General features: G+C 44.4%; 16 protein-coding genes and 1 pseudogene. 7 read left to right on the top strand and 10 right to left on the bottom strand.

What is annotated here, in order from left to right:
* Window position 1 precedes the first annotated feature (1 nt).
* Window positions 2-1,027: a TerC/Alx family metal homeostasis membrane protein gene (locus tag BMZ28_RS02245; protein ID WP_074820398.1), complete on the top strand. Its 1,026-nt coding sequence runs from the start codon at window positions 2-4 to the stop codon at window positions 1,025-1,027.
* Window positions 1,028-1,083: 56 nt separating this feature from the next.
* Here BMZ28_RS02245 and BMZ28_RS02240 read toward each other — a convergent pair whose 3' ends face one another.
* The 4 genes from BMZ28_RS02240 to BMZ28_RS17295 form a co-directional block, all read right to left on the bottom strand.
* Window positions 1,084-1,449 (bottom strand): 5-carboxymethyl-2-hydroxymuconate Delta-isomerase, encoded by a 366-nt coding sequence (locus BMZ28_RS02240; RefSeq protein WP_047779889.1) that lies wholly within the window; start codon window positions 1,447-1,449, stop codon window positions 1,084-1,086.
* Window positions 1,450-1,534: 85 nt separating this feature from the next.
* Window positions 1,535-2,890, bottom strand: coding sequence for a sigma 54-interacting transcriptional regulator (locus BMZ28_RS02235; RefSeq protein WP_074820396.1), 1,356 nt, complete (start codon window positions 2,888-2,890; stop codon window positions 1,535-1,537).
* Window positions 2,877-4,709 (bottom strand): ATP-binding protein, encoded by a 1,833-nt coding sequence (locus tag BMZ28_RS02230; protein WP_074820393.1) that lies wholly within the window; start codon window positions 4,707-4,709, stop codon window positions 2,877-2,879. Before BMZ28_RS02230 ends, BMZ28_RS02235 begins: the two co-directional genes overlap by 14 nt.
* Window positions 4,693-4,959 carry a hypothetical protein gene (locus BMZ28_RS17295; RefSeq protein WP_139211622.1) on the bottom strand — a complete coding sequence of 89 codons (267 nt, stop codon included), beginning with the start codon at window positions 4,957-4,959 and terminating at the stop codon, window positions 4,693-4,695. Before BMZ28_RS17295 ends, BMZ28_RS02230 begins: the two co-directional genes overlap by 17 nt.
* A gap of 99 nt (window positions 4,960-5,058) precedes the next feature.
* On the opposite strand from BMZ28_RS17295, the gene BMZ28_RS02225 reads away from it, so the two are divergent.
* The gene (locus BMZ28_RS02225) at window positions 5,059-5,568 is read left to right on the top strand and encodes a periplasmic heavy metal sensor (protein ID WP_074820391.1); all 510 of its coding nucleotides are present in this window, start codon (window positions 5,059-5,061) and stop codon (window positions 5,566-5,568) included.
* A gap of 384 nt (window positions 5,569-5,952) precedes the next feature.
* Here the strand turns inward: BMZ28_RS02225 and BMZ28_RS02220 are convergent, their stop codons facing one another.
* The 6 genes from BMZ28_RS02220 to BMZ28_RS02195 form a co-directional block, all read right to left on the bottom strand.
* Window positions 5,953-7,059 carry a helix-turn-helix domain-containing protein gene (locus BMZ28_RS02220; protein ID WP_074820389.1) on the bottom strand — a complete coding sequence of 369 codons (1,107 nt, stop codon included), beginning with the start codon at window positions 7,057-7,059 and terminating at the stop codon, window positions 5,953-5,955.
* On the bottom strand, window positions 7,056-7,727 hold the full coding sequence (locus BMZ28_RS02215) for a hypothetical protein (protein ID WP_074820387.1): 672 nt from the start codon (window positions 7,725-7,727) through the stop codon (window positions 7,056-7,058). The genes BMZ28_RS02220 and BMZ28_RS02215 overlap by 4 nt, the downstream gene beginning before the upstream one ends.
* A gap of 475 nt (window positions 7,728-8,202) precedes the next feature.
* Window positions 8,203-8,670, bottom strand: a complete 468-nt coding sequence (locus BMZ28_RS02210) for a DUF6392 family protein (RefSeq protein WP_074820385.1) — start codon at window positions 8,668-8,670, stop codon at window positions 8,203-8,205.
* 60 nt (window positions 8,671-8,730) lie between these two features.
* Window positions 8,731-9,198 (bottom strand): DUF6392 family protein, encoded by a 468-nt coding sequence (locus tag BMZ28_RS02205; protein WP_047779897.1) that lies wholly within the window; start codon window positions 9,196-9,198, stop codon window positions 8,731-8,733.
* A 2-nt stretch (window positions 9,199-9,200) separates the two neighbouring features.
* Window positions 9,201-10,736, bottom strand: a complete 1,536-nt coding sequence (locus tag BMZ28_RS02200; RefSeq protein WP_074820383.1) for an S-type pyocin domain-containing protein — start codon at window positions 10,734-10,736, stop codon at window positions 9,201-9,203.
* Window positions 10,737-11,199: 463 nt separating this feature from the next.
* Window positions 11,200-11,931, bottom strand: a complete 732-nt coding sequence (locus tag BMZ28_RS02195; RefSeq protein ID WP_074820382.1) for a DUF6882 domain-containing protein — start codon at window positions 11,929-11,931, stop codon at window positions 11,200-11,202.
* Window positions 11,932-12,329: 398 nt separating this feature from the next.
* Here BMZ28_RS02195 and BMZ28_RS02190 point away from each other — a divergent pair, with 398 nt between their 5' ends.
* From BMZ28_RS02190 to BMZ28_RS02170, 5 genes and pseudogenes are all read left to right on the top strand, one after another.
* Entirely contained in the window at window positions 12,330-14,132 is a 1,803-nt protein-coding gene (locus BMZ28_RS02190) for a DUF4153 domain-containing protein (RefSeq protein ID WP_074820380.1), read from the top strand.
* Window positions 14,133-14,783: 651 nt separating this feature from the next.
* Window positions 14,784-15,164, top strand: a pseudogene (locus BMZ28_RS17595) (peptidoglycan DD-metalloendopeptidase family protein); the annotation flags it as partial.
* A 426-nt stretch (window positions 15,165-15,590) separates the two neighbouring features.
* Window positions 15,591-16,748: a YbfB/YjiJ family MFS transporter gene (locus BMZ28_RS02180; protein WP_074820376.1), complete on the top strand. Its 1,158-nt coding sequence runs from the start codon at window positions 15,591-15,593 to the stop codon at window positions 16,746-16,748.
* Window positions 16,749-17,002: 254 nt separating this feature from the next.
* Window positions 17,003-18,067: an HAD family hydrolase gene (locus BMZ28_RS02175; protein ID WP_047779902.1), complete on the top strand. Its 1,065-nt coding sequence runs from the start codon at window positions 17,003-17,005 to the stop codon at window positions 18,065-18,067.
* A 622-nt stretch (window positions 18,068-18,689) separates the two neighbouring features.
* Window positions 18,690-19,805, top strand: coding sequence for an MDR/zinc-dependent alcohol dehydrogenase-like family protein (locus BMZ28_RS02170; protein WP_074820374.1), 1,116 nt, complete (start codon window positions 18,690-18,692; stop codon window positions 19,803-19,805).
* Window positions 19,806-19,910: the final 105 nt, after the last annotated feature.

Genomic DNA, 19,910 nt, shown 5'->3' with positions numbered 1-19,910 from the left:
CATGGAACAAACCAGTCTGGGCTTCCCTCCGTTAACCGTGACGGTTTTTATTATTCTGGCTGTTTCTGCCCTGACCATCGACCTGATTGCCCACCGTAAAGACAAACCCATTAGCCTGAAAAAGGCTTCGTTATGGAGTCTGTTTTGGTTGGCGATTGGTTTAGGTTTCGGCGGATTTCTTTATTTACAGCATGGCGCGGAGATTGCCAGCCTGTATCTTACGGGTTATGCGCTGGAAGAAGTGCTCTCTGTCGATAATCTGTTTGTGATTATGGCCATTTTCTCCTGGTTTAAGATCCCTGAAGGCTATCGTCACCGAGTGCTGTATTGGGGAATTATTGGGGCTATCGTCTTTCGTGCTATTTTTGTGGCGATCGGTACCAGCCTACTGGCGTTGGGACCGTGGGTGGAGATGGTTTTTGCCGTGGTGGTGTTCTGGACGGCAGTGATGATGCTGCGTGCTAAACATGATGGCGAAGAAATTGAGGACTATTCCAACCATCCGGCTAATCGCTTAATACGGCATATTTTTCCGGTTTACCCCAAGCTGGTGGGGCATCACTTCCTGCTAAGTGCAGCAGAAGTGAAAGCAGATTTGGCCAAGCCTGAGAACAAAGGCTTTGTGTTCCATGTGAAAAAAAACGTACGTTATGCCACACCATTACTGTTGTGCGTAGCGGTGGTTGAACTTTCCGATGTGATGTTTGCTTTTGACAGTGTGCCGGCGGTGATTGCCGTCAGCCGTGAACCGCTGATTGTCTATTCTGCCATGATGTTTGCGGTACTTGGCTTGAGAACCTTGTACTTTGTACTGGAAGCGCTGCGCGGTCATTTGATTCATCTGGAAAAGGCGGTGGTGTTTCTGCTGTTTTTCGTCGGATTCAAGCTGGCGCTGAATGCCAGCGATCATCTGTGGCATCATGGCTATGAAATTAGTGCGGTAGCCAGTCTGGGTGTGGTATTGGGCGCGTTGGCGATTGGTATTCTTGCCAGCTTTGTATTCCCGCCTAAATTAACCGAAGAGTAGCGATTAAAGATGGCGTCACCGAATGGAACGCCATGGGATATTTTATACCATCGAGTTTACTGGTTAACGATGACTTTATAGTAGTTGTCGTTATCCAGTTTACCCACTTCTAAAGTAATTTCCGTCACAACATTTCCTGATGGACTAAACATCGGCTGCGCCAGCGCCATAATGGTTTTAGCCACTTTCTGTTTTACTGCCTCAGAGCGTCCGGCAAACATACGAAAGTCGATATGTATCACTGCTTTATTTTGATCCGCTAAACCGATAACCGATCTTTCAATTGGTTGAATATAGGTTTTAAAGCTTGAGACATCGGAAGAAATAATCGGCGAAACGGCCTGATGCAATTGCAAAACAAAGGACTCGAGTTTGTCCTGTGCCGGTAAGTTGGGTGTATAGGTCAGTTTAATCTGAGGCATAATCATATTCCGTATTGAGGTAAATTATTTTCTTTACAGGCTAAACCAATAAAAATTTCGGCGACAGCAGAATAATTGCCGAGTATCAGCCCGATGACTTTTGTAATTTTGCCAGTAGCGTTTTACGAGTAATACCTAGCTGTCTGGCGGCTTCGGTTTTATTTCCGCCGGTTTTCTCCAGTGCACTAAGAATAGCCTCTTTTTCTACCTGTTCCAACGGTTGAATCGGCCCATCAGCATGCTCGCTACTGACGCTCTCTTCAATAAACTGGTTGATGCTTAACGGTAGCTCTTTTTCGCTAATAAAGTCGCCGGTAAGCAGGATAACCGCGCGCTCGACGGTGTTCTCCAGCTCGCGAACGTTACCCGGCCAGCTATATTTCAGTAGCATATCCATGGCCTGTGGCGTAAAGCCTTTAACGGATTTACGGTTGCGTTGAGCAAACTTCTCCAAAAAGTGCATCGCCAGCGTAGGAATATCTTCATTGCGAGCCCTTAACGGTGGGGAATCTACCGTCACAACGTTAAGGCGATAGTAGAGATCTTGACGAAACTTACCCGCTTCAACATCGGCTTTGAGATCGCGGTTGGTGGCGGCAATCAGTCGAACATCGACATTCAGGGTTTGGTTGCTGCCAACCCGCTGGATTTCCCGCTCCTGAATGGCGCGCAGTAATTTTGCCTGCATCAATAAAGAGACCTCGCCAATTTCATCGAGAAACAGCGTGCCTTTATCCGCCTCCATAAAACGGCCTTCCCGACGCTTATCCGCACCGGTAAAGGCCCCTTTCTCATGGCCAAATAGCTCAGATTCCAGCAGGGATTCACTGAGAGCGGCACAGTTGACGATCACCAGTGGCTGCGTTTTACGCAGACTGTTAGCATGAACCGAACGGGCGATCAGCTCTTTACCGGTACCGGATTCACCGCAGATAAGCACCGTGGCTTCTGAAGGGGCGATCATGGCGATCATTTCCATCAGTCGACGCATTTGTACGCTGCGGCCAATCATATTCTGGCTATCAATGGTGAGTTGCTGCTTGAGAGTCTGATTCTCGCTTTTCAGGTAGGTATGTTCCAGCGCTCGCTCGATAGTGAGCTGTAACATATCGAAATCCAGCGGTTTGGTCAGATAGTCATAAGCCCCGGCTTTAATGGCTTCAACGGCTGATTCAATGTTGGAATAAGCCGTCATAATCAGAATAGGGATGGCAGGGTTATAGGCCTTGATGGCTTTAAGGGCTTCAATACCGTCCATCTCTGACATACGCACATCGGTGAGAATCAGGTCAAAAGGGCTTTGTTTGACCTGTTCTATGGCTTCCAGACCGTTATGGGCCAAAGTGACCTGATATCCCCAGCCTTTCATCAGTGCCTGAATAATCGTGCAATGGCTCAGATCGTCATCAACCACTAAAATATGCGCTTTATGCTTTGTCATGATCGGACTCCTCCTGTGTCTGACGGTCGAAGAGATGTTGGGTGCTATATCGCAGCGGAATTGTCATATTGAAGTCGGTACCCGATTGCGGATGACTGTGAACGGTGATTTTCCCCTGATGTTCTTCAATCACTTTTTGCACAACGGTCAGGCCGAGGCCGGTACCGGAAGCTTTAGTGGTAAAGTAGGGGTTAAAAATATTGGCTAAATCGTCCGGCTTAATCCCTTTACCTGAATCCTTGACCGAGATGTGTAAATCGTTATCTCCGGTTGATTTGACGCTAACCGTCAGCGTACCGTTGCTGCCTATTGCCTGAATGGCATTAAGATAAAGGTTGAGCAGCGCCTGAGTGAAACGATCCGGATCTATCTCTGCCGGAGGGAGAGCGTTATCGGCGTGGAAGTCGATAACGATGTTTTTACTCTCCGCATCCTGACGTATTAAGTGAAGTGAGTGCTCGATAAGCGCATTCACATCAACTTGCTGAATGCGTAAATCAGTCGGGCGAACTAATCCCAGTAACTCCGTAATGACGCGATTTAATCGATCAACTTCTTTTGCCATCACTTTTGCCAGTTCCTGTTCCTCGCTTCCCTGCGCCGAACGGCCTTCAAAGTACTTAGCAAAGCCTTTGATTGAAGAGAGTGGGTTACGAATCTCATGCGCCACGCCGGCGGCCAGATTACCGATAGCCGCCAGTTTCTCTTTGCGGCGCACTTCTTCCTGTAGTTGACGTACTTCGCGCATATCTTTGAAGATAAATACGTTACCGAGAAAATGGCCGTCGTCGTTAACGATTTTTGCCACGCTGATGCTGAGAGGGATGGTCTGCCCGTTTGCCAACGGATAATCAATTTCACGTTCTACCACCGGGTGTTGGCGGTGGCTACTTTCCACTAATTGATTCCATTCTGCGGGTAACGCCTGCTGAATAGGTTGACCAAACAGCTGACTGGCGCGGCTGCCGAGCATGTTTTCCGCAGCTTGATTGACGACTCTGATTTGGCGCTGCTCATTGGTGGTAATCAGGCCAATCGGCAGATTGTTGATGATCTCGGTAGAGAAGGCTTTTGAATCTTGCAGTTGCTGACTGGAACGTTGATAGCGGCGAGCCCAGAACAGGGCTAACAGGCTGGCCAGCGCCAACAGCAGCAGAATAGAGAGAAAGATGATGGTATTGCGGATATCTTTTTCTCGCACTGCATCCAATGCTGAAGTATCAAAAGCGGTGAAAATAACGTTCTGTTCTTCATCTTGAACCGAGGTGTTGTTGCCGCTATAGCCCTCAGGATTGCGATCCCGACGCATATTCATCATATGTGTACGGTGGCCGTTACCGCGCTTTAGTGGTTTAAAGAAACGGTAAACCTCAAATGCGTTCTGAGTTTTATTTTGCTCATCAACAAAAGGAGCAATGCGCCACTGTTCCGTCGAGTTGACTTTTAAGGCGTCCATTTCTTTTTGAGTATACAGCTGGGTACCCACTCGTTCAGGATCGCTGTGGGCTAAAACTTTACCCGAGGTATCGGTCACCGCCAGATAAAGAATGCCCGGTTGATAGGCCATCTCTTCCAATAAGGTTTGGCGCTGTTCGTGACGCCAACGCAGGCTCATGCCGGTGCGGGTACCGGACTCAAATGAACGAATCAGCACGGTACTCTTTTCCAGCAGGGTTTGGATCTCAATCTCACGCCCGCGGTTCAAGTCCTTAATCGTCATGGTAATGATAATGCCAATCAGGATGACCACCGACCCAATAAAGAACCAGGCAGGAAAAGCCGGTAGAAAGCCTGACTTTCTTTTAAATTCCTTGCTCATCGCTATCCTCATTATGCTGGTGAGTCGGGCTGGGTAAATATCTGAGCGAGTAAAAATTACCCATACTATAAACCTTGCGGGTAAAAATTACCCGTTGTTCCTGATGGGCAAGTAGTGCAAACGACGGCGTTTCTTCAGAGCAAAAATTGAATATTGATATTGATGTTTGGGTGTTCAACGACGGTTTTCCTTTGCTGACGGCCTTTTCAGGGGCGGCGATTACATTATTTTTATCATTCTTTCTATTCAATTTTTGTGCCAGCCTAAAACTGGCACGCTAGTTGCAATCTTATAATCAAGCCAACGAGCGATATTTCATTTATTGATACTAAACAGAAGGAAATTAATCATGACTCTGAATAAAACTGCGATTGCTGCCATTATCTCTCTTGCTGCTCTGACTGGATTCGGCGGCGTAGCGATGGCACAAAATGAGACCACCGGCCATATGAATATGAATGGACAAGCGATGCCAAATGCTCAGGGAATGAATCATAGCAAGGGAAATCACCGTGGTGGCTATATGTCCAACATGACCGCAGAACAGCAGGCAACCAGCCAGAAAGTGTTCGATGAATTCCAAACTAAAACGGCTGATTTACGTCAGCAAATGATGTCTAAGCAGTATGAGTACAAAGCCTTATTAACCAGCAAGACGGTAGACGATAAGAAAGTTCAGGCAGTGAGCCAAGAAATTAGCGCCCTGCGCGACAGCATTTATCAGCAGCGCGTGGCGATGGATACTCAACTGGCGAAAGCGGGCATTCCTATGGCCGGTCGTCATATGGGAATGGGTATGGGTGGAGATCATCAAGGCATGGGCGGTAAAGGCATGCATTCAGGTCGAGGCTGCCGTTAATTAATTAACAAATATTATTTCGGTAAATAAAATGGCCAGAGCTTTGTTGAATACAGGGCTCTGGCTTAATGTTTTTAGCAGCGAGCCTGGGTGTCATTAAATTTGACCGTCGGCTTAGTGCCAGAAGTGGACGTAGCTAAAACTAGTCTGTACTTACCAATGGGGGCTGGTCAGGGGAATTGCGGGTAATACCACTACATTTTTCTGAGTCCCTCATGGTATTTCGGTTACATTGGTCAATATCTTATATATGGGTAAGAATGCGGCGAACATTGAATATGAGGGGTGCTATTCAGAAACATGGCATTGGCGAGTCCGCTGGCCATCAATAAAAAGCCGCTAGAGATTTACCCGAGCGGCTCTAAGTATGGGCAGTTTTCCTACTTACACCAGACGGAGCGAGGCCCTTGATCGTGAGGTTCCACTATTGCCGCCGTTGATTGCCGTCACACCGTAAAGCAGACTGCTTAGTTCATCAAGAGGCACGTTAAGCTCATCACTCAGTTGAGTCAGATGAATGCCGTTACCCGCCAGAGCGGCCATTATTTTTTCAATAATGAGCGATCTTTCACGCTCAATTCCTCCCGGCTCACTGGTTCGATACCCCTGTGCCGTCGCATCGCGCATCAAGCTGTTATATTGCCATTCCGTCAGTACGTTCAGATTGCGCATTCTGACAATCAGAGCCATCGCCGAGATTTTCCAGAGCGATTTCAGCTGCACGATTTTGTCGAACGTCGGGAACGCCATCTTAACGGCCATCACGTTTTCCGGGGGCATCAGAAATGCTGACGCAAAAGCATCTGCTTCACGCTCAGCATCTTGCCCCTTGACATCACCCTGACGGTGAAGCACCAAGTGAGCCAGCTCATGTGCCGCATCGAAACGGCTGCGTTCACCTGACTTACGCGTGTTGAGGAAGATGTAAGGGACATCATCTTTCCAGAACGAAAATGCATCGATACTCGCGGTTTCCTCTGAGAGCCAGAACACCTTAACGCCGTGCTTCTCGAGAACATGAACAACGTTGGTGATACTTTTCTTACCTATTCCCCAAGCTTCGCGCACCGCCTGAGCGGCGACCTCAGACTCACTTCCACGAAGATTCGGCAGCTCAGGCTGAGGCAGAGTGAAGCGGGTGCTGAAATACTCACTCAGCATAACCCCCAACGCACCAGCTCCAATTGCCGCATGCTGGTCGGCGGCTTTTGTCGTGCGTAAAGAACGGAATGAAACCGTCATTGGATCGATTGCTTCAACGTCATCCCCGAAGAAAAAGGACTCTGGATATTTGAGAGCGCTAGCGTACGCTTGGACCGTTTCTGACGTGGGTTCATACAGGCAATAGTCTTTTTCGTACTCAATTACAATACGATTGGAGAGGCCCATTTTCTCTGCCAGTTCTTTCAGGGTCAGCTTGCGTCTGATCCTCGCCAGCTTGAGCCGGGACGGATTAAAAAGACGTTTGCCGTCATAAACAGGGTTACTCATTTGCTTTCAACAGAAATTGATATGTCATCATCGAAATCCTCATCAGGAAAAATATCCGCACCTTCAAACGGCAGAGGACTCAAAATAATGCGCTCACTCCATGCGCTTACGCGGGCAAATCCGTCCTGATTCACCATTCCTACCGGGTACGACACTTCGCAGCGAACCTCTTTGTTAGCCGCATCATAATAATACAGGACGATATAAGTGCGGGTGCTGTCTATCGGCGTGATTTCAGATTTGCCTGAATACAACGTATCCGTCTGGAACATATCGACTGTGCCAGGATTGTTGTGAACAATCGAGCGCGTTGCCTCACCCTTGGCGTTTTTAGTTTTCGGCAATCCATCAGGACGTCCGGTGTGTCTATCACCTGAGGTGATAATAAGATTAACCCCTATGGTTGAGTTAACGACCATTTCCATTCGCTTGACCACTTCAGGAGACCAGCCGTTACCCTTGCCAATCAGTACACGGCGAGTTGCGGCAACCATCTCACTCCAGAAACGAAACCCTGCATCCACTGCGGGGTGAAGCTTGCTGGATTTGCGGCGCTCGTACAAAGCTGACGTCAGAGCGGCATGAATATCGTTTTCTAAAAAACCCAGTTTATTAAGTACAACATCTGAATCAGCTTCGGTATACAAGATACAAGAAGGCATGGTCATGAAAGTCTCTCCGTCAGGGGGGGGTACTTCATGATTTAAACATAATTATTATGATGAAATCAAGAAGTGTTCACCGGAAAGATATTACAGGCTCTCACTTATTTCCTCACATTTCCGCTCCCCATTTGTTCCTCACTTCTATTAGATTATTGAAAAACCACTATATCTCATAATATTAAATAGAACCTCACACTTTAACTGTATAGGTGAAAAAGCGAGGAAGCAGTACATTCCCTGATCGTGTGACCTGCTCTCAGCTCACTAATACACCGCGATGCTTGTAAAGTCTTAATCAGTAGTGGAAACAATCTTGAACGTCTGCTCCTCGCTCAAAGCCGACTGTTAGATGTGATCATATTTCACTACAGAACAGGCTCAGAATAAGTGGCGACTAATACATCAATCTTTATCAGTACGTGACTATAATTTCTGTTCTCTGTTGATGCTATGCCTCTTGGAGTTCGGCCACCAAGTGTTACCAACGGACTTTTTTCGTTGGTAAGAAAGAAATGTACTTAGCTCGTTCTTGAAGGTCATAAGAAATTTGCATACTGGTTGGGATGTGGGCATTTATAACTGGGTATAATTCTGTCCAACCAAATTGGTGTTTCATTATCATCTGTGGTGGTTGAGACTTATCTGGCTCACCAAACTTATTATGGATCCATGCTCGATTCATCTCAGGTACTAATGGTGAGGGGAGTTTATTGGGAAAGCGGTATTTTTCATTTTTCTCATTAAGCATTCTTAATGTCATTTCTTTAAATATTTGCCCCTCTCTGTAAAATGATAAAAAAACACCCTCTTTAATCATGTCTAAACAAATAACATCATCCCCGGAAAAACCTGTTGGTTTGGTTATATACGGAATTAACCCAGCATCCATTATTTCCCGATAGGTTTTCCCTAAGCTCTGGATAAGTGCTGCTACATTCACGGTCATAATGAGTACTATCCCTGTGCTTTGTTGATGCTATGTATCCTGGAGCTCGGTTGCCAAATGCTACCAGCGAACTTTTGACGTTGGTAAGAAAGAAATGTACTTAGCTCGTTCTTGAAGGTCATAAGAAATTTGCATACTGGTTGGAATCGTTGGATTCTCGTAGCGATATAGTTCTACCCAGCCATAATGATCTTTCAGGAAGACTTTAGGAGGTTCAACCTTTTCAGGTTTTCCTAGTAGGTTATGGACCCATGTTCGATTCATTTCAGGAATTAGTGGTGGGGGTAATTCATTCGGAAAACAGTATTTTTCATTTTTTTCTTTAAGTATAGTTAGTGTTATATCCACAAGAACTCGGTCATTTCGATTAAAAGTCAGAAAAATACCTTCCTTTGCCATATCCAGATTAAGGAAGGGATCACCCGATGAACCTGTTGGTTTAGTTATATACGGAATTAACTCGTTATCCATTATTTCTTGATAAGTTTTCCCCAAGCTCTGGATAAGCGCTTCTACATTCACTGTCATAATCAGTACCACCCTTGTTCTCTGTTAATTCTGTGCATTTTTTCACGAGCTTGCTCAAGTTCAGTCTCGGTAACACCGTAATTGTCTTTCAGCACCTTTTTAACTGCCTCGAAATTCCGATCTAGTGCAGACTTTAATTCTCTTGAGTCATAGTCAATCTGTGTTTGTGAATTTCGACCTCCGTAGGTCTCACTAATTTTACGGTGAACATCTTTTGGAACAATCATTGAGGCGACTTGTTTGGTCTTTTTATTAATTTCGGTTGGATTCATTGAAGGGTTTAATCTTCTTAAGTATGCCTTAACTGCGGCCGATGACGGCATATGATCGGCCTCATATTCACCACCACGTGACCGCCCCTCAAAATCACCATACAGTTCTACTTCCAGTAACTTCACCGGCGGTTTACTAAGGTAAATATAAACAGGCTGAAAGGCACCGGTGGGATGGACTAGAATATAGTCCCTAAAGTTCTTTTCTTCCGGTATCGGCAAGGGTTCAGTATAGCCGCCAGTGGCTGTCGGCTCTGGTAATACGGTAATTGTTGGAGGCGGACGAAAAACATCGTCATTGCCGGTATTCTCCGGTGCAATAAAGCCCGGATTATCCGGCGTCCATAAGATGGTAGGGCCTTGCGCACCTGCTTCCCAAAACTCATAGAATCCGCTAGAGGCGTTGAACCTCATCATTTTGACCGGGACTTCACCGGAATCGGTATGATAGCCTTTTACCGTCATCTTGCCGGTTGCGCTGTCTTTTACCCATTGAAAACGTACACGTGTCGGTGCACTTCCTCCCTGAGCCGCCAGACTCTCCAGCTTTTTCTGGTCGAGATAATCTTGCTCACCGCTGTTCAGACCCGATGAATAAAAGATACCAATCAATCCTACCGTAACCGGGTTGGGGGCGGTAAACAGACGACCAGCGAATAAGCGAGAGGAGGCACCGCCGAGATAACGAACGGCAATCGCCCCGGCTTCTGGAGTGACAGAGCGAGTGCCTGCGGAAACGGCTAAAGCAGTCGCTTGATAAAATGCCATTTGGCCGAAATTATCAACGGGTTCTGCGCTGGTACCGGCATCAGTGCATCCACTTTCGCGTAGGCAGGATTTGGCAAACACCGGCTCGACAACGGCAGGCGTATTAGAGCGTATAGCTTGAGAAGATTGGGGGGCGATGTCCTGACTGAGTGATGCTGGGGTTGAGGTGCCACTTGCTACCGATGAAGCCCTAACAGACGGTGCTGGTTGTGGGGTATCATCAGCAAATATCATACTATGGCAGGCAATAATCCGGTGAGTCCCGGTAGGGCAACCACAGGCGATAAGATACCCGTCTAGCGCAGCTCCTCTCCCATGAATATTAAAGGTATTCAGCCCCTGAATAATGGTACCCACTTTGTTGCATTTGGGGCAGGTGGCGTAGTCGCCTTGGCGAGCGACGGGTTTTCCATCACCAAAAAATGAATCAGCGCCGGTAATAATAACGCCGCCGGTAGTTGTTCTGTCGCCAACCACCGCTACTCGCTTGTTCGCCATAAACATCCTTGCTTAGTTTAAACATTGAGCAGAAAAAATAAGCAATAAATGGATGTAAAGAAAAGTTATATGTAGTTTGTTTTATATATAAAGAAAGTTTAAGATTGTGATTCCCTGTGTAAATTTAAATTAATCATATGATTTTAGTGATTTATTTTATTTATGGTATTCATGGGGAAATAACCAATTTATTTCTTAATAATTTATATAAATCATATCTAATCCTTATATTTTTCCTAAACGGTGTGTCACTAACAAGGGGGAAAGTTAGCGCCATATAACCCTAATGTTGTTCAGTTAAGAAAATGTGAGGCGTTTATTTATTGAGCGCTGGAATTCAGCCGACAACTGAGAGAGGGAGCACGCCCACGTGCTCCAACGTTAAATTATTCTCTATACTAATAGTGGACGAAATTTTCACTGTTATTAAGCTTAACTGACAAGTATTACCCTATAGCCCTCATTATCCCTTCAAACTCGTCAACCTAAACTGCTCATCAAACTCGGCGTTAATCACGGCTTCATTGCGCGAGCCGATAAGCTGATTGCCATTATCAACAACTTGATAGCCCTTAAGCTTCAGGTAGCTGCTTAGCGCATTTTTATGGTTGATTTCATAGAGCGAAATAAGCTGAGGAAAGGTGGTTAAAATGGCGTGGTGGCTGTCTTGCCATGTGCTGTCTATATCGTCTGATTTAACCGTCACGCACATCATACCGCGCTCGTAGTCGGCAAGGTAATAACCACTGGCATTGAACATCCCTGATGCAATCAGACCGATAATGTGTAAATCTCGGTCATCGGCTGCATATTCACCGTTAGACAGTAGGTCAATACTGCCATCTTCTCCATACTGTTTTAAGATTAGCGCTTGTTGTAACAACGCAGGGGGGATCTCTGAACGACTGTTAGCCCATGCCCAGAGCCAGGTGGTGGATGAATAGGAAAGTGTACCTAACACCTGTAGCGGAAAAGACATTTTCCCGGCGAAGCTGATGCGGCCTTTATCCAAATCCGCTTCCCATGAGAAATTCTGTACCAGCTCGTCAAAGTTCCCCTGTTTTTCCAGAGCGATGCCGCCATAGCGTTCAATCAGTTGCTGTTTATTCAGACAGTGGCTATCGCCTTCAGCCTGAATAATTTGATGAGGGGCTGACTTATTTTTGTTACCAAAAAGTTTGCTGAGCAGGCTCATTGCTATCCTATATCTATGCTAAATCAAATCGTTAATCGCGTGTATTTTAGTCATAATATTGATAAACAGCACGATTTATTCAGGATAATTATTCTGAATCTTAACCCACGGTTCTTGGTGATAAGATTGACGCACCTTGAGGATTTCACCTCTGGCTTCTATTAGCGCAAATCCTAACTTGCCACGATAGGCTTTTATTTTTAGCGGTAGTTAAGTTTATTTTTTATCCAAACTTTTTAATATAAAGGTATTACCTGTAAGTACAGTACGTTATTAAAATAAAAACGGTTAAGATACTCGAGATTCTAAGGGTAATTATCACAGTTATTCACAAGGGAGTAAGGAAGACCTCAATAGGCTTTATTCGGTATTCCTCTAAATAATCAGGGAGATAATATATGGTGATAGATACGCTCTTACCGAAATTAAGCCGCTGGGCGATTGTGTTGGTTTGTCTGCTGCAGGGAATACTCATTTATCTGTTTCGTGGCGAACAAAGTGACAGTTGGCTAGTTATCCATCCAGCGGTCGTCATCTATGGCCAAACGTTATCATTTGTTTTACCTACCATACTGGCTTTTTCCATCGTTCGAATAACGGATAGTTTACTCTGGCGAAACTTAGCCATTTGTTCCATTGTTGCATTAGGCCTTGCCACTTGGTTTCATTGGAATATGGCTGGGTTGGTTAGCTATAGCCAAAAAGACAGAATTGCTGGATCTTATTATTTCTGTTTGGGATTAATACTGTACTTGGCTATGCCGTGGCTCCAAACGCGAATTAAAAATAAACAGTGGATCGGCGGCTATTCCTGTATTTACGATTATTTCTGGGGGAATACCCTAACGTTAATTTTTACCTTAACCATGATGGGGGTATTTTGGGGGATTCTGCGGCTCGGGGCCGAGCTTTTTGGTTTAGTTGATATCTATTTTTTTCAGGATCTATTTTTTCGCAACGATTTCGTTATGCATACGGTGAATGGCTTTATTATTGGGATAGGTATTCTGACCTGCCGGATGCAAATTCAACTCACCAAATTGGCGCGTAATGTTCTCTCCGCAATTGTAAAAGGCTTTTTGCCGCTGCTCTCCGGCGTCGCACTTCTCTTTATTATTACGCTACCGTTTATTGGTCTGAATACCTTATCCGGCGCTTGGTCTGCGGCGGGATTGTTGACTACGGTGGTATTTTTACTGACGCTATCCGTCAGCGTCGTATACCAGAGTGGTTTAAAGGAAAAGCCTTATCCAACACCGTTACGTATGATCGTTAACGGTTCGCTATTGGTCTTACCGGCTTACGCCTTGTTAGCTATCTATTCCGTTTGGCTGCGCATTGTTCAGTATGGGTGGACGCCTTTTCGCGTGTGGGGGGGACTGATTGTATTAATGGCAACTGCTGCGGCTTGTTGCTATGCCTTTGCCGTCATTCGTAGTCATAAAAGCTGGTTAAAACCGTTAGGCGCTATCAATAAGTCACTATTATTAGCGGGATTAGCCCTATTGATTTTGGTTAATACACCACTGCTCGATCCCTATCGGATTAGCGTTAATGGGCAAATGGCGCGTTATACGCACGGTGTTATTGCGGCAGACGATCTCGATTTAGTTATGCTACGTTTCGATAATGGGCGTAGGGGGGAAGATGCGCTTCGTAGGCTGCAAAATGCCCCTGATTATCATCACAATAGTCAATTCAAACTACGTTTGGAAAATGTGATGTCAAAAACGCATCGTTGGGAGGCGGCCAACGAGATTCATGGCTCACCAGAGGCCGTTCCTGAGGTAACGATTCAACAAATACAACAAAATGTTTCATTGGCGAATGGTACCTCGATCCCCGATGAGAGCTGGTGGCATGCTGTTTTACGTAATTCACAAATGGATATCCACATCTGTTTACGAGAAGAGGAATCCTGTGTCGTGGCTTCGCTGGATTTAAATACAGATGGTGATGAGGAGTATTTGCTGTGTCATTTACCGGGAATATTAGACATATCTTGTTATGTTTTTACCCTGATAGCCGATGAATGGCATAACATTGGTTATACCTATTTTCCACCTTCACATGTGACCAATGAACGATTTGCTCAGGCGTTACGCGCCGGTGAGATTAACGTCAGGCAGAAAGAATGGGGCGATCTGGACATTGATGGTGAAAAGGTGCATATCTATTATCCCAGCCTGGAACGACAATAAGGCTATCTTTAGATATTAACGGGGCTACAACAGCGGATTTTGCTTGAGCCCCACGAATATTAAAAACAGTATTCAAATTGATGGTTGCCAATCTATATATTACTTATCAAAAGGTTAGGTAATCAGGTGTTGCTACATGATTGTTTATTTTAGATATCTTGATAAGTTTGGATGATAAAAGTTAACTTTATTAATTAAATGACTAAGTAATGTAGATTTTATATCAGGTTATACTAACTGGGTTGAAATAATCCTTCTATGTCATAAGTTTTTTTTATGGATTTTTTAATTATTTTTTATTTATTGATTTTAAATAATTTTTTTCTGTGTTTTTTAAGATTCTCGTCCATTTTTATTGCAATATCGGTGACATTTACAAATATATACGAACTTTAAGCGACTTATCAGGCACAATACGGCCTGACTTTAATATCGCTTATTATGAGGTAGTACGCTAATGGAGAATTTTAGCGGGGATAGGACATAATGCAGTCCGTTGTTAATCCAATAAAAAAATTTATGAAGAAACACTTAGTTAATCTTGTTTGTTGTTCTTTATTACTGGTTGCTGGTAGTTCTTATGCGTCGCAGCAAAGTTCTCCGGTTAAGAAGAAGAGTATCAATAAAGGTGCAGATAACATTTCTCTATTCCGTTATCCGACGGCTCAGCCTTTTAAAGTGACTTCCCAGTTTAATCCTAATCGTGTTAATCCAGTTACTCGTAAACGTTCCCCTCATGAAGGAATTGATTTCTCAATGCCCATTGGCTCGACTGTGGTGTCTACAGGTGCAGGTGAAGTGGTTATTGCTAAATTCAGTCGTTCAGCCGGTAACTATATTGTTATCCGCCACGGTAATAAGTATTCCACTCAATATATGCATTTGAGTAAACTTCTGGTTAAGCAAGGGCAGAAAGTGAAGCAGGGCCAGAAGATTGCACTATCGGGCAATACCGGTCGCAGCACTGGAGCACATTTGCATTATGAGCTGCGGGTTAACGACAGAGCGGTTAATCCACTTTCTCTTGATTTGATGCTGGTTAATAACTTTAAGTTTACAGACAGCGATGCAGGTACCCGCGTAGCGAAGACGACGTCTAAAAAGCGTTCCGGTAATCCTTTCCTGAGCTCAGCCTCTAAATCGGAAGATTTACAGTCAGCCAGCTTGCAGGATGACAGCTTTCAATCAAGAAATTTTGAAACCAAAGTCTTGGGTGACGGCAAGATTATCTATTCAAAAAGAATTCAGCGCACAGCGAATTAATTGAGTAACAATATAGAATAGCCCGCAAATAGCGGGCTTTTTTATGCCTGTGCAAACGGTAGAGGTCGCAGGATTAGAACCAGCCCCTTATTTTCTTATTGAGCTTAACTTAATATTTACTTTTCACTGTTCATCACCTTATTTCTGCATCAAGATAGCGGTTATTATTAAGTAAAAAAGTGTTTGGAGCGGAAAATGGCGTTACGAATCGCATTTAGCGGGTTTATTGCCTTGGTTGTGGCGATGGGGATTGGGCGATTTGCTTTTACGCCTCAGGTACCGTTGATGCTGGCAGAAGGGCAGTTTTCGCTAACCGGTGCCGGTATTGTTGCCGCATTTAACTATCTGGGCTATCTATGTGGTTCTTATGATGCCATGCGTGCCAGCCGCCATGTGGAGTATCGTTTATGGGGCGGTATTTTAGGTGCAGTGCTATTAACGTTACTTTCTGCGGTCGTTAGCGGTATTTACTGGCATAGCCTGATTCGCTTTGCGATTGGATGGGCCAGTGGCTGGGGGCTGGTGATGGTCGCCGCCTGGACAAATGAGCGCCTGATAACCTTAGGAAAGCCAAATTTAGCGGCGGCGGTTTTTGCCGGTCCCGGCGTCGGTATTTTTCTGAGTGGTATGTTGGCCGTGATGTTTCACTCTCTAGGCTGGAATGCTCAAATGGCTTGGTTTGGCTATGGGAGCGTGGCGTTAATTCTGGTGGCCTGCGTAGCGGTAAATTTTCCTCGTAAAGGAGAGCTACACCGTGGCGATGCGCCAGCTCAACCGGCATTAGTCATGACGCGCCCGCTTAAACGGCTGGTGATTAGCTACAGTTTGGCCGGATTTGGCTATATTCTTCCGGCGACGTTTTTATCACAAATGGCGGCACAACGTTTTCCTGATAGCCTGTTTGCGCAGTTTGTCTGGCCAGTGTTTGGTGCCGCATCCGTTGTCGGCATCATTATTGGCATCATGACTCGTCACTATTTTAGTACACCGACACCGGTACGTTTAGCCATTGCCCTTTGGTTACAGGCGTTAGGCGTGCTGTGTGCAGAACTGATACCGGGAATTAGTGGGCTGGTGATGGGGGCAATTTTGGTGGGCGGTGGATTTTTGTGTGTGGTACAACTTTCGCTACAGTATGGGCGAGAATTGGCACCAAACTATGCCCGCTATATGGCGGGATTACTGACTACAGGATATGCGGTTGGTCAGTTAGTTGGCCCGATGCTATCGGCACTATCAACCGCGTTAACGCATCGTTTAGATCCAGCGTTGTATATTGCAGCGGTAGGGTTGCTGGTTGCTGGATATCTGGTATGGCCGCAGAGGGAAAAAGCGCAGGCTGAAGCGGTTTAGTGCCTCTGATATCTGATATGTTAATGATGTTTGAAATTAATAAATAATCTCTAATTAGTTTTTAGCCTATTTAATCTATTTTGTGGAATAGAATTATTTATAAAGTGAGTTTATAGGAAATTATCAGAAAATAAATAATGAGAACACTTTCTAACAATATTAAATAGGTTTAAAGAAATGGGACTTACCCCCATTTTTTGTGTGGATTAATATTTATAATCAACTCTCTTATATCTTTTTAAAAGGGATGAGCAATGTTGAGTAGAAATAAAGTCATTAGTATTATTACTGGTCTAAGTATGAGCTTATGTTATTTATCATCTTATGCAACTGAACTGACCCATTGGCCGAAAAAACAGGCCGAAGAGCTTAATCAGCTCATTGCTAAAAATGCCCATAAGGGAGAATTCGCCGTTTTTGATATGGATAACACTACCTATAAAAACGATCTGGAAGAATCGCTTATTCCCTATATGGAAAATAAAGGCATCTTAAAAAGAGAAAATATCGATCCTTCACTAAAACTGATTCCCTTTATTGATAATTTAGGCGAGCCGGAAAGCTTATATAGCTATTATCATCGCCTGTGTGAGCTGGACGATCTCATTTGTTATCCTTGGGCTGCACAGGTATTTTCAGGATTTAAACTCAGTGAGTTAAATCAGCAGGTAAGTGACCTGATGGCGCTGGAAGGCAAGATTCCGGTAAAATATATCAAGGACAATAAAATCGTTACCTCTGAAGTTGAGCCGCCAAAACCGATGCGTGGCATGCAGGAGTTATTTCATAAGCTCCAGGAAAACGGTATCGACGTTTATATTATGAGTGCGGCACATGAAGAGTTAGTGCGTATGGTCGCCAGTGATAAAAAATATGGTTATAACGTCAAACCGCAAAACGTTATTGGTGTTAATACCTTATTAAAAAATAGCCAAACTGGCGAATTAACCACTGCCAGAAAGCAAATAAAATTGGGCAATTACGACCCACTAAAAAATAGAGATCTGGAAATTACACCTTATATTGTTAATCCAATGACTTGGTTCGAAGGTAAAGCCGGTAGTATTTTGGCGTATATCGATCAGTGGAGAAAGCCTATTCTGGTGGGTGGGGATACCCTTTATTCGGATACTTACATGCTGCTCAATAGCGTCGATATTAAAAAATCAGGTAAGCGTTTATGGATAAATAGAAAACCAGAAACATTAACCAAATTGGAAAGTCTGCAACAAGAAATGATGAAGCAACAAAAATCGGCAGGTCAAGAGGTGGATGCCGGTGATAATTGGGTGATTGTTACCCAACAGGAAATTCTGTAATCACTGCTGATAGATAAAATCATAGATGATAGTCAGCGAATGACTGGCTTCATTTAGGGTAAAACAATATCAATATTAAAAGGCTTTCTGATGCAGGTTAAGGTCAGCAAGCCTTTTTTATTAACGATGTATAGAGTGTCTATGTGATAACGCCGTTCACTTAAGTATTTTTATGTCATCTCACCCTAAAACCTACCTCTAAACCCTAAACCCTAAACCCTAAACCCTAAACCCTAAACCCTAAACCCTAAACCCTAAACCCTAAACCCTAAACCCTAAACCCTCAAAATCACAAACGCAAAATACCTGCGCCATAAACAAAAGTTCATACGCTTATCGTTTGTCTATCTTTTATCTATTTTTCATATGTTTTTTAAATGAACTTATGTTCAAAAAATGCGCTGGTTATTTTAACTAAACCTATTTTTTGGTGTTTTTTTCAGCTAAACGATCATTTTATTTAGGTTTTATTTATGATCCCTCTCACATTATAAGCATTTTTAGATAGCCAAATGACGTTTAATCGCCATATTGTTCAATAGTTCAAATAAATATCTTATGTTCATTGTGCGTTCATTGTGATTGAAATATCTAACAAAAATAGCTGTTAAAGGAGTTCTGAATGTGTAACGAATGTTCTAATGACGTTCAAATGGCGGCAGGTATCCCAGAAGTCATGCGTGCCGTTGTTGCTTATGGGCCGGGTGACTATCGGTTTGAGACCGTGCCGGTACCAACCATTAGCTCCAAAGAGATTTTGGTCAAAGTTGAAGGGTGTGGAATTTGTGCCGGGGATACCAAAGCGTTTGGTGGTGCTCCGAGTTTTTGGGGCGATGATAAGCAGCCTTCTTACATCAAAGCACCGATGATTCCCGGGCATGAGTTTATCGGCCACGTCGTGGGCTTAGGTGCCGAGGTTGAAGGATTTAAATTAGGCGATCGTGTGACTTCCGAGCAGATCGTTCCTTGTTGGGAATGCCGTTTTTGTAAGCGTGGTCAGTATTGGATGTGTGAAAAGCACGATCTTTATGGCTTCCAAAGCAACGTTAACGGTGCAATGGCCGAGTATCTGAAATTTACCAAAGAAGCCATTAACTATCACGTTCCTGACGATCTTCCGCTAGAAAAAGCCATTCTTATCGAGCCTTATGCCTGCTCTTTCCACGCGGTGCAGCGAGCGAATATCAAGTTAGGTGATGTGGTGGTATTGGCCGGTGCAGGTACGTTAGGGCTGGGAATGATCGGCGCTATTAAGAAATCCGGACCTGGCAAGCTGATTGTTTTAGATCTGTCCGACGAACGTCTGGCTCTAGCCAAGAAGTTTGGTGCCGATCTGGTGATGAACCCGGCGAAGGAAGATGTGATTTCCATTATCAAGGAAATGACCGATGGATATGGCTGCGATATTTACATTGAAGCAACGGGTGCACAGAAAGCGGTAGATCAGGGACTAACCCTGCTGCGTAAATTGGGTACATTTGTTGAGTTCTCGGTGTTTAAGGATCCGGTCACCGTCGACTGGAGCATTATTAGTGACCGTAAAGAGCTTGATGTTCTCGGTTCCCACCTTGGCCCTTATTGCTATCCATTGGTGATTGAAGGTATCGCCAACGGTGATTTACCGACTGAGGGTGTAGTGACCCATATTTTACCGCTGGAAAGATATGCCGAAGGCTTTGAACTGGTAGAAAAAGGTATTGGTTCACTCAAAGTCGTTCTCGATCCAAATATGAAGTAATCAGGAACCTGAATCATAAGGCGGGCGGGTTTTCTGTTGGGAAAATCTGCCTTACTTAGATTAAACAGGGTAGATGCTGATAAATAACCTTGATTAATAATTCCG

Origin of the sequence: Pragia fontium DSM 5563 = ATCC 49100, assembly GCF_900112475.1 — a bacterium.
GTDB lineage: Bacteria > Pseudomonadota > Gammaproteobacteria > Enterobacterales > Enterobacteriaceae > Pragia > Pragia fontium.
This window is presented reverse-complemented; position numbering and strand designations above follow the sequence as displayed.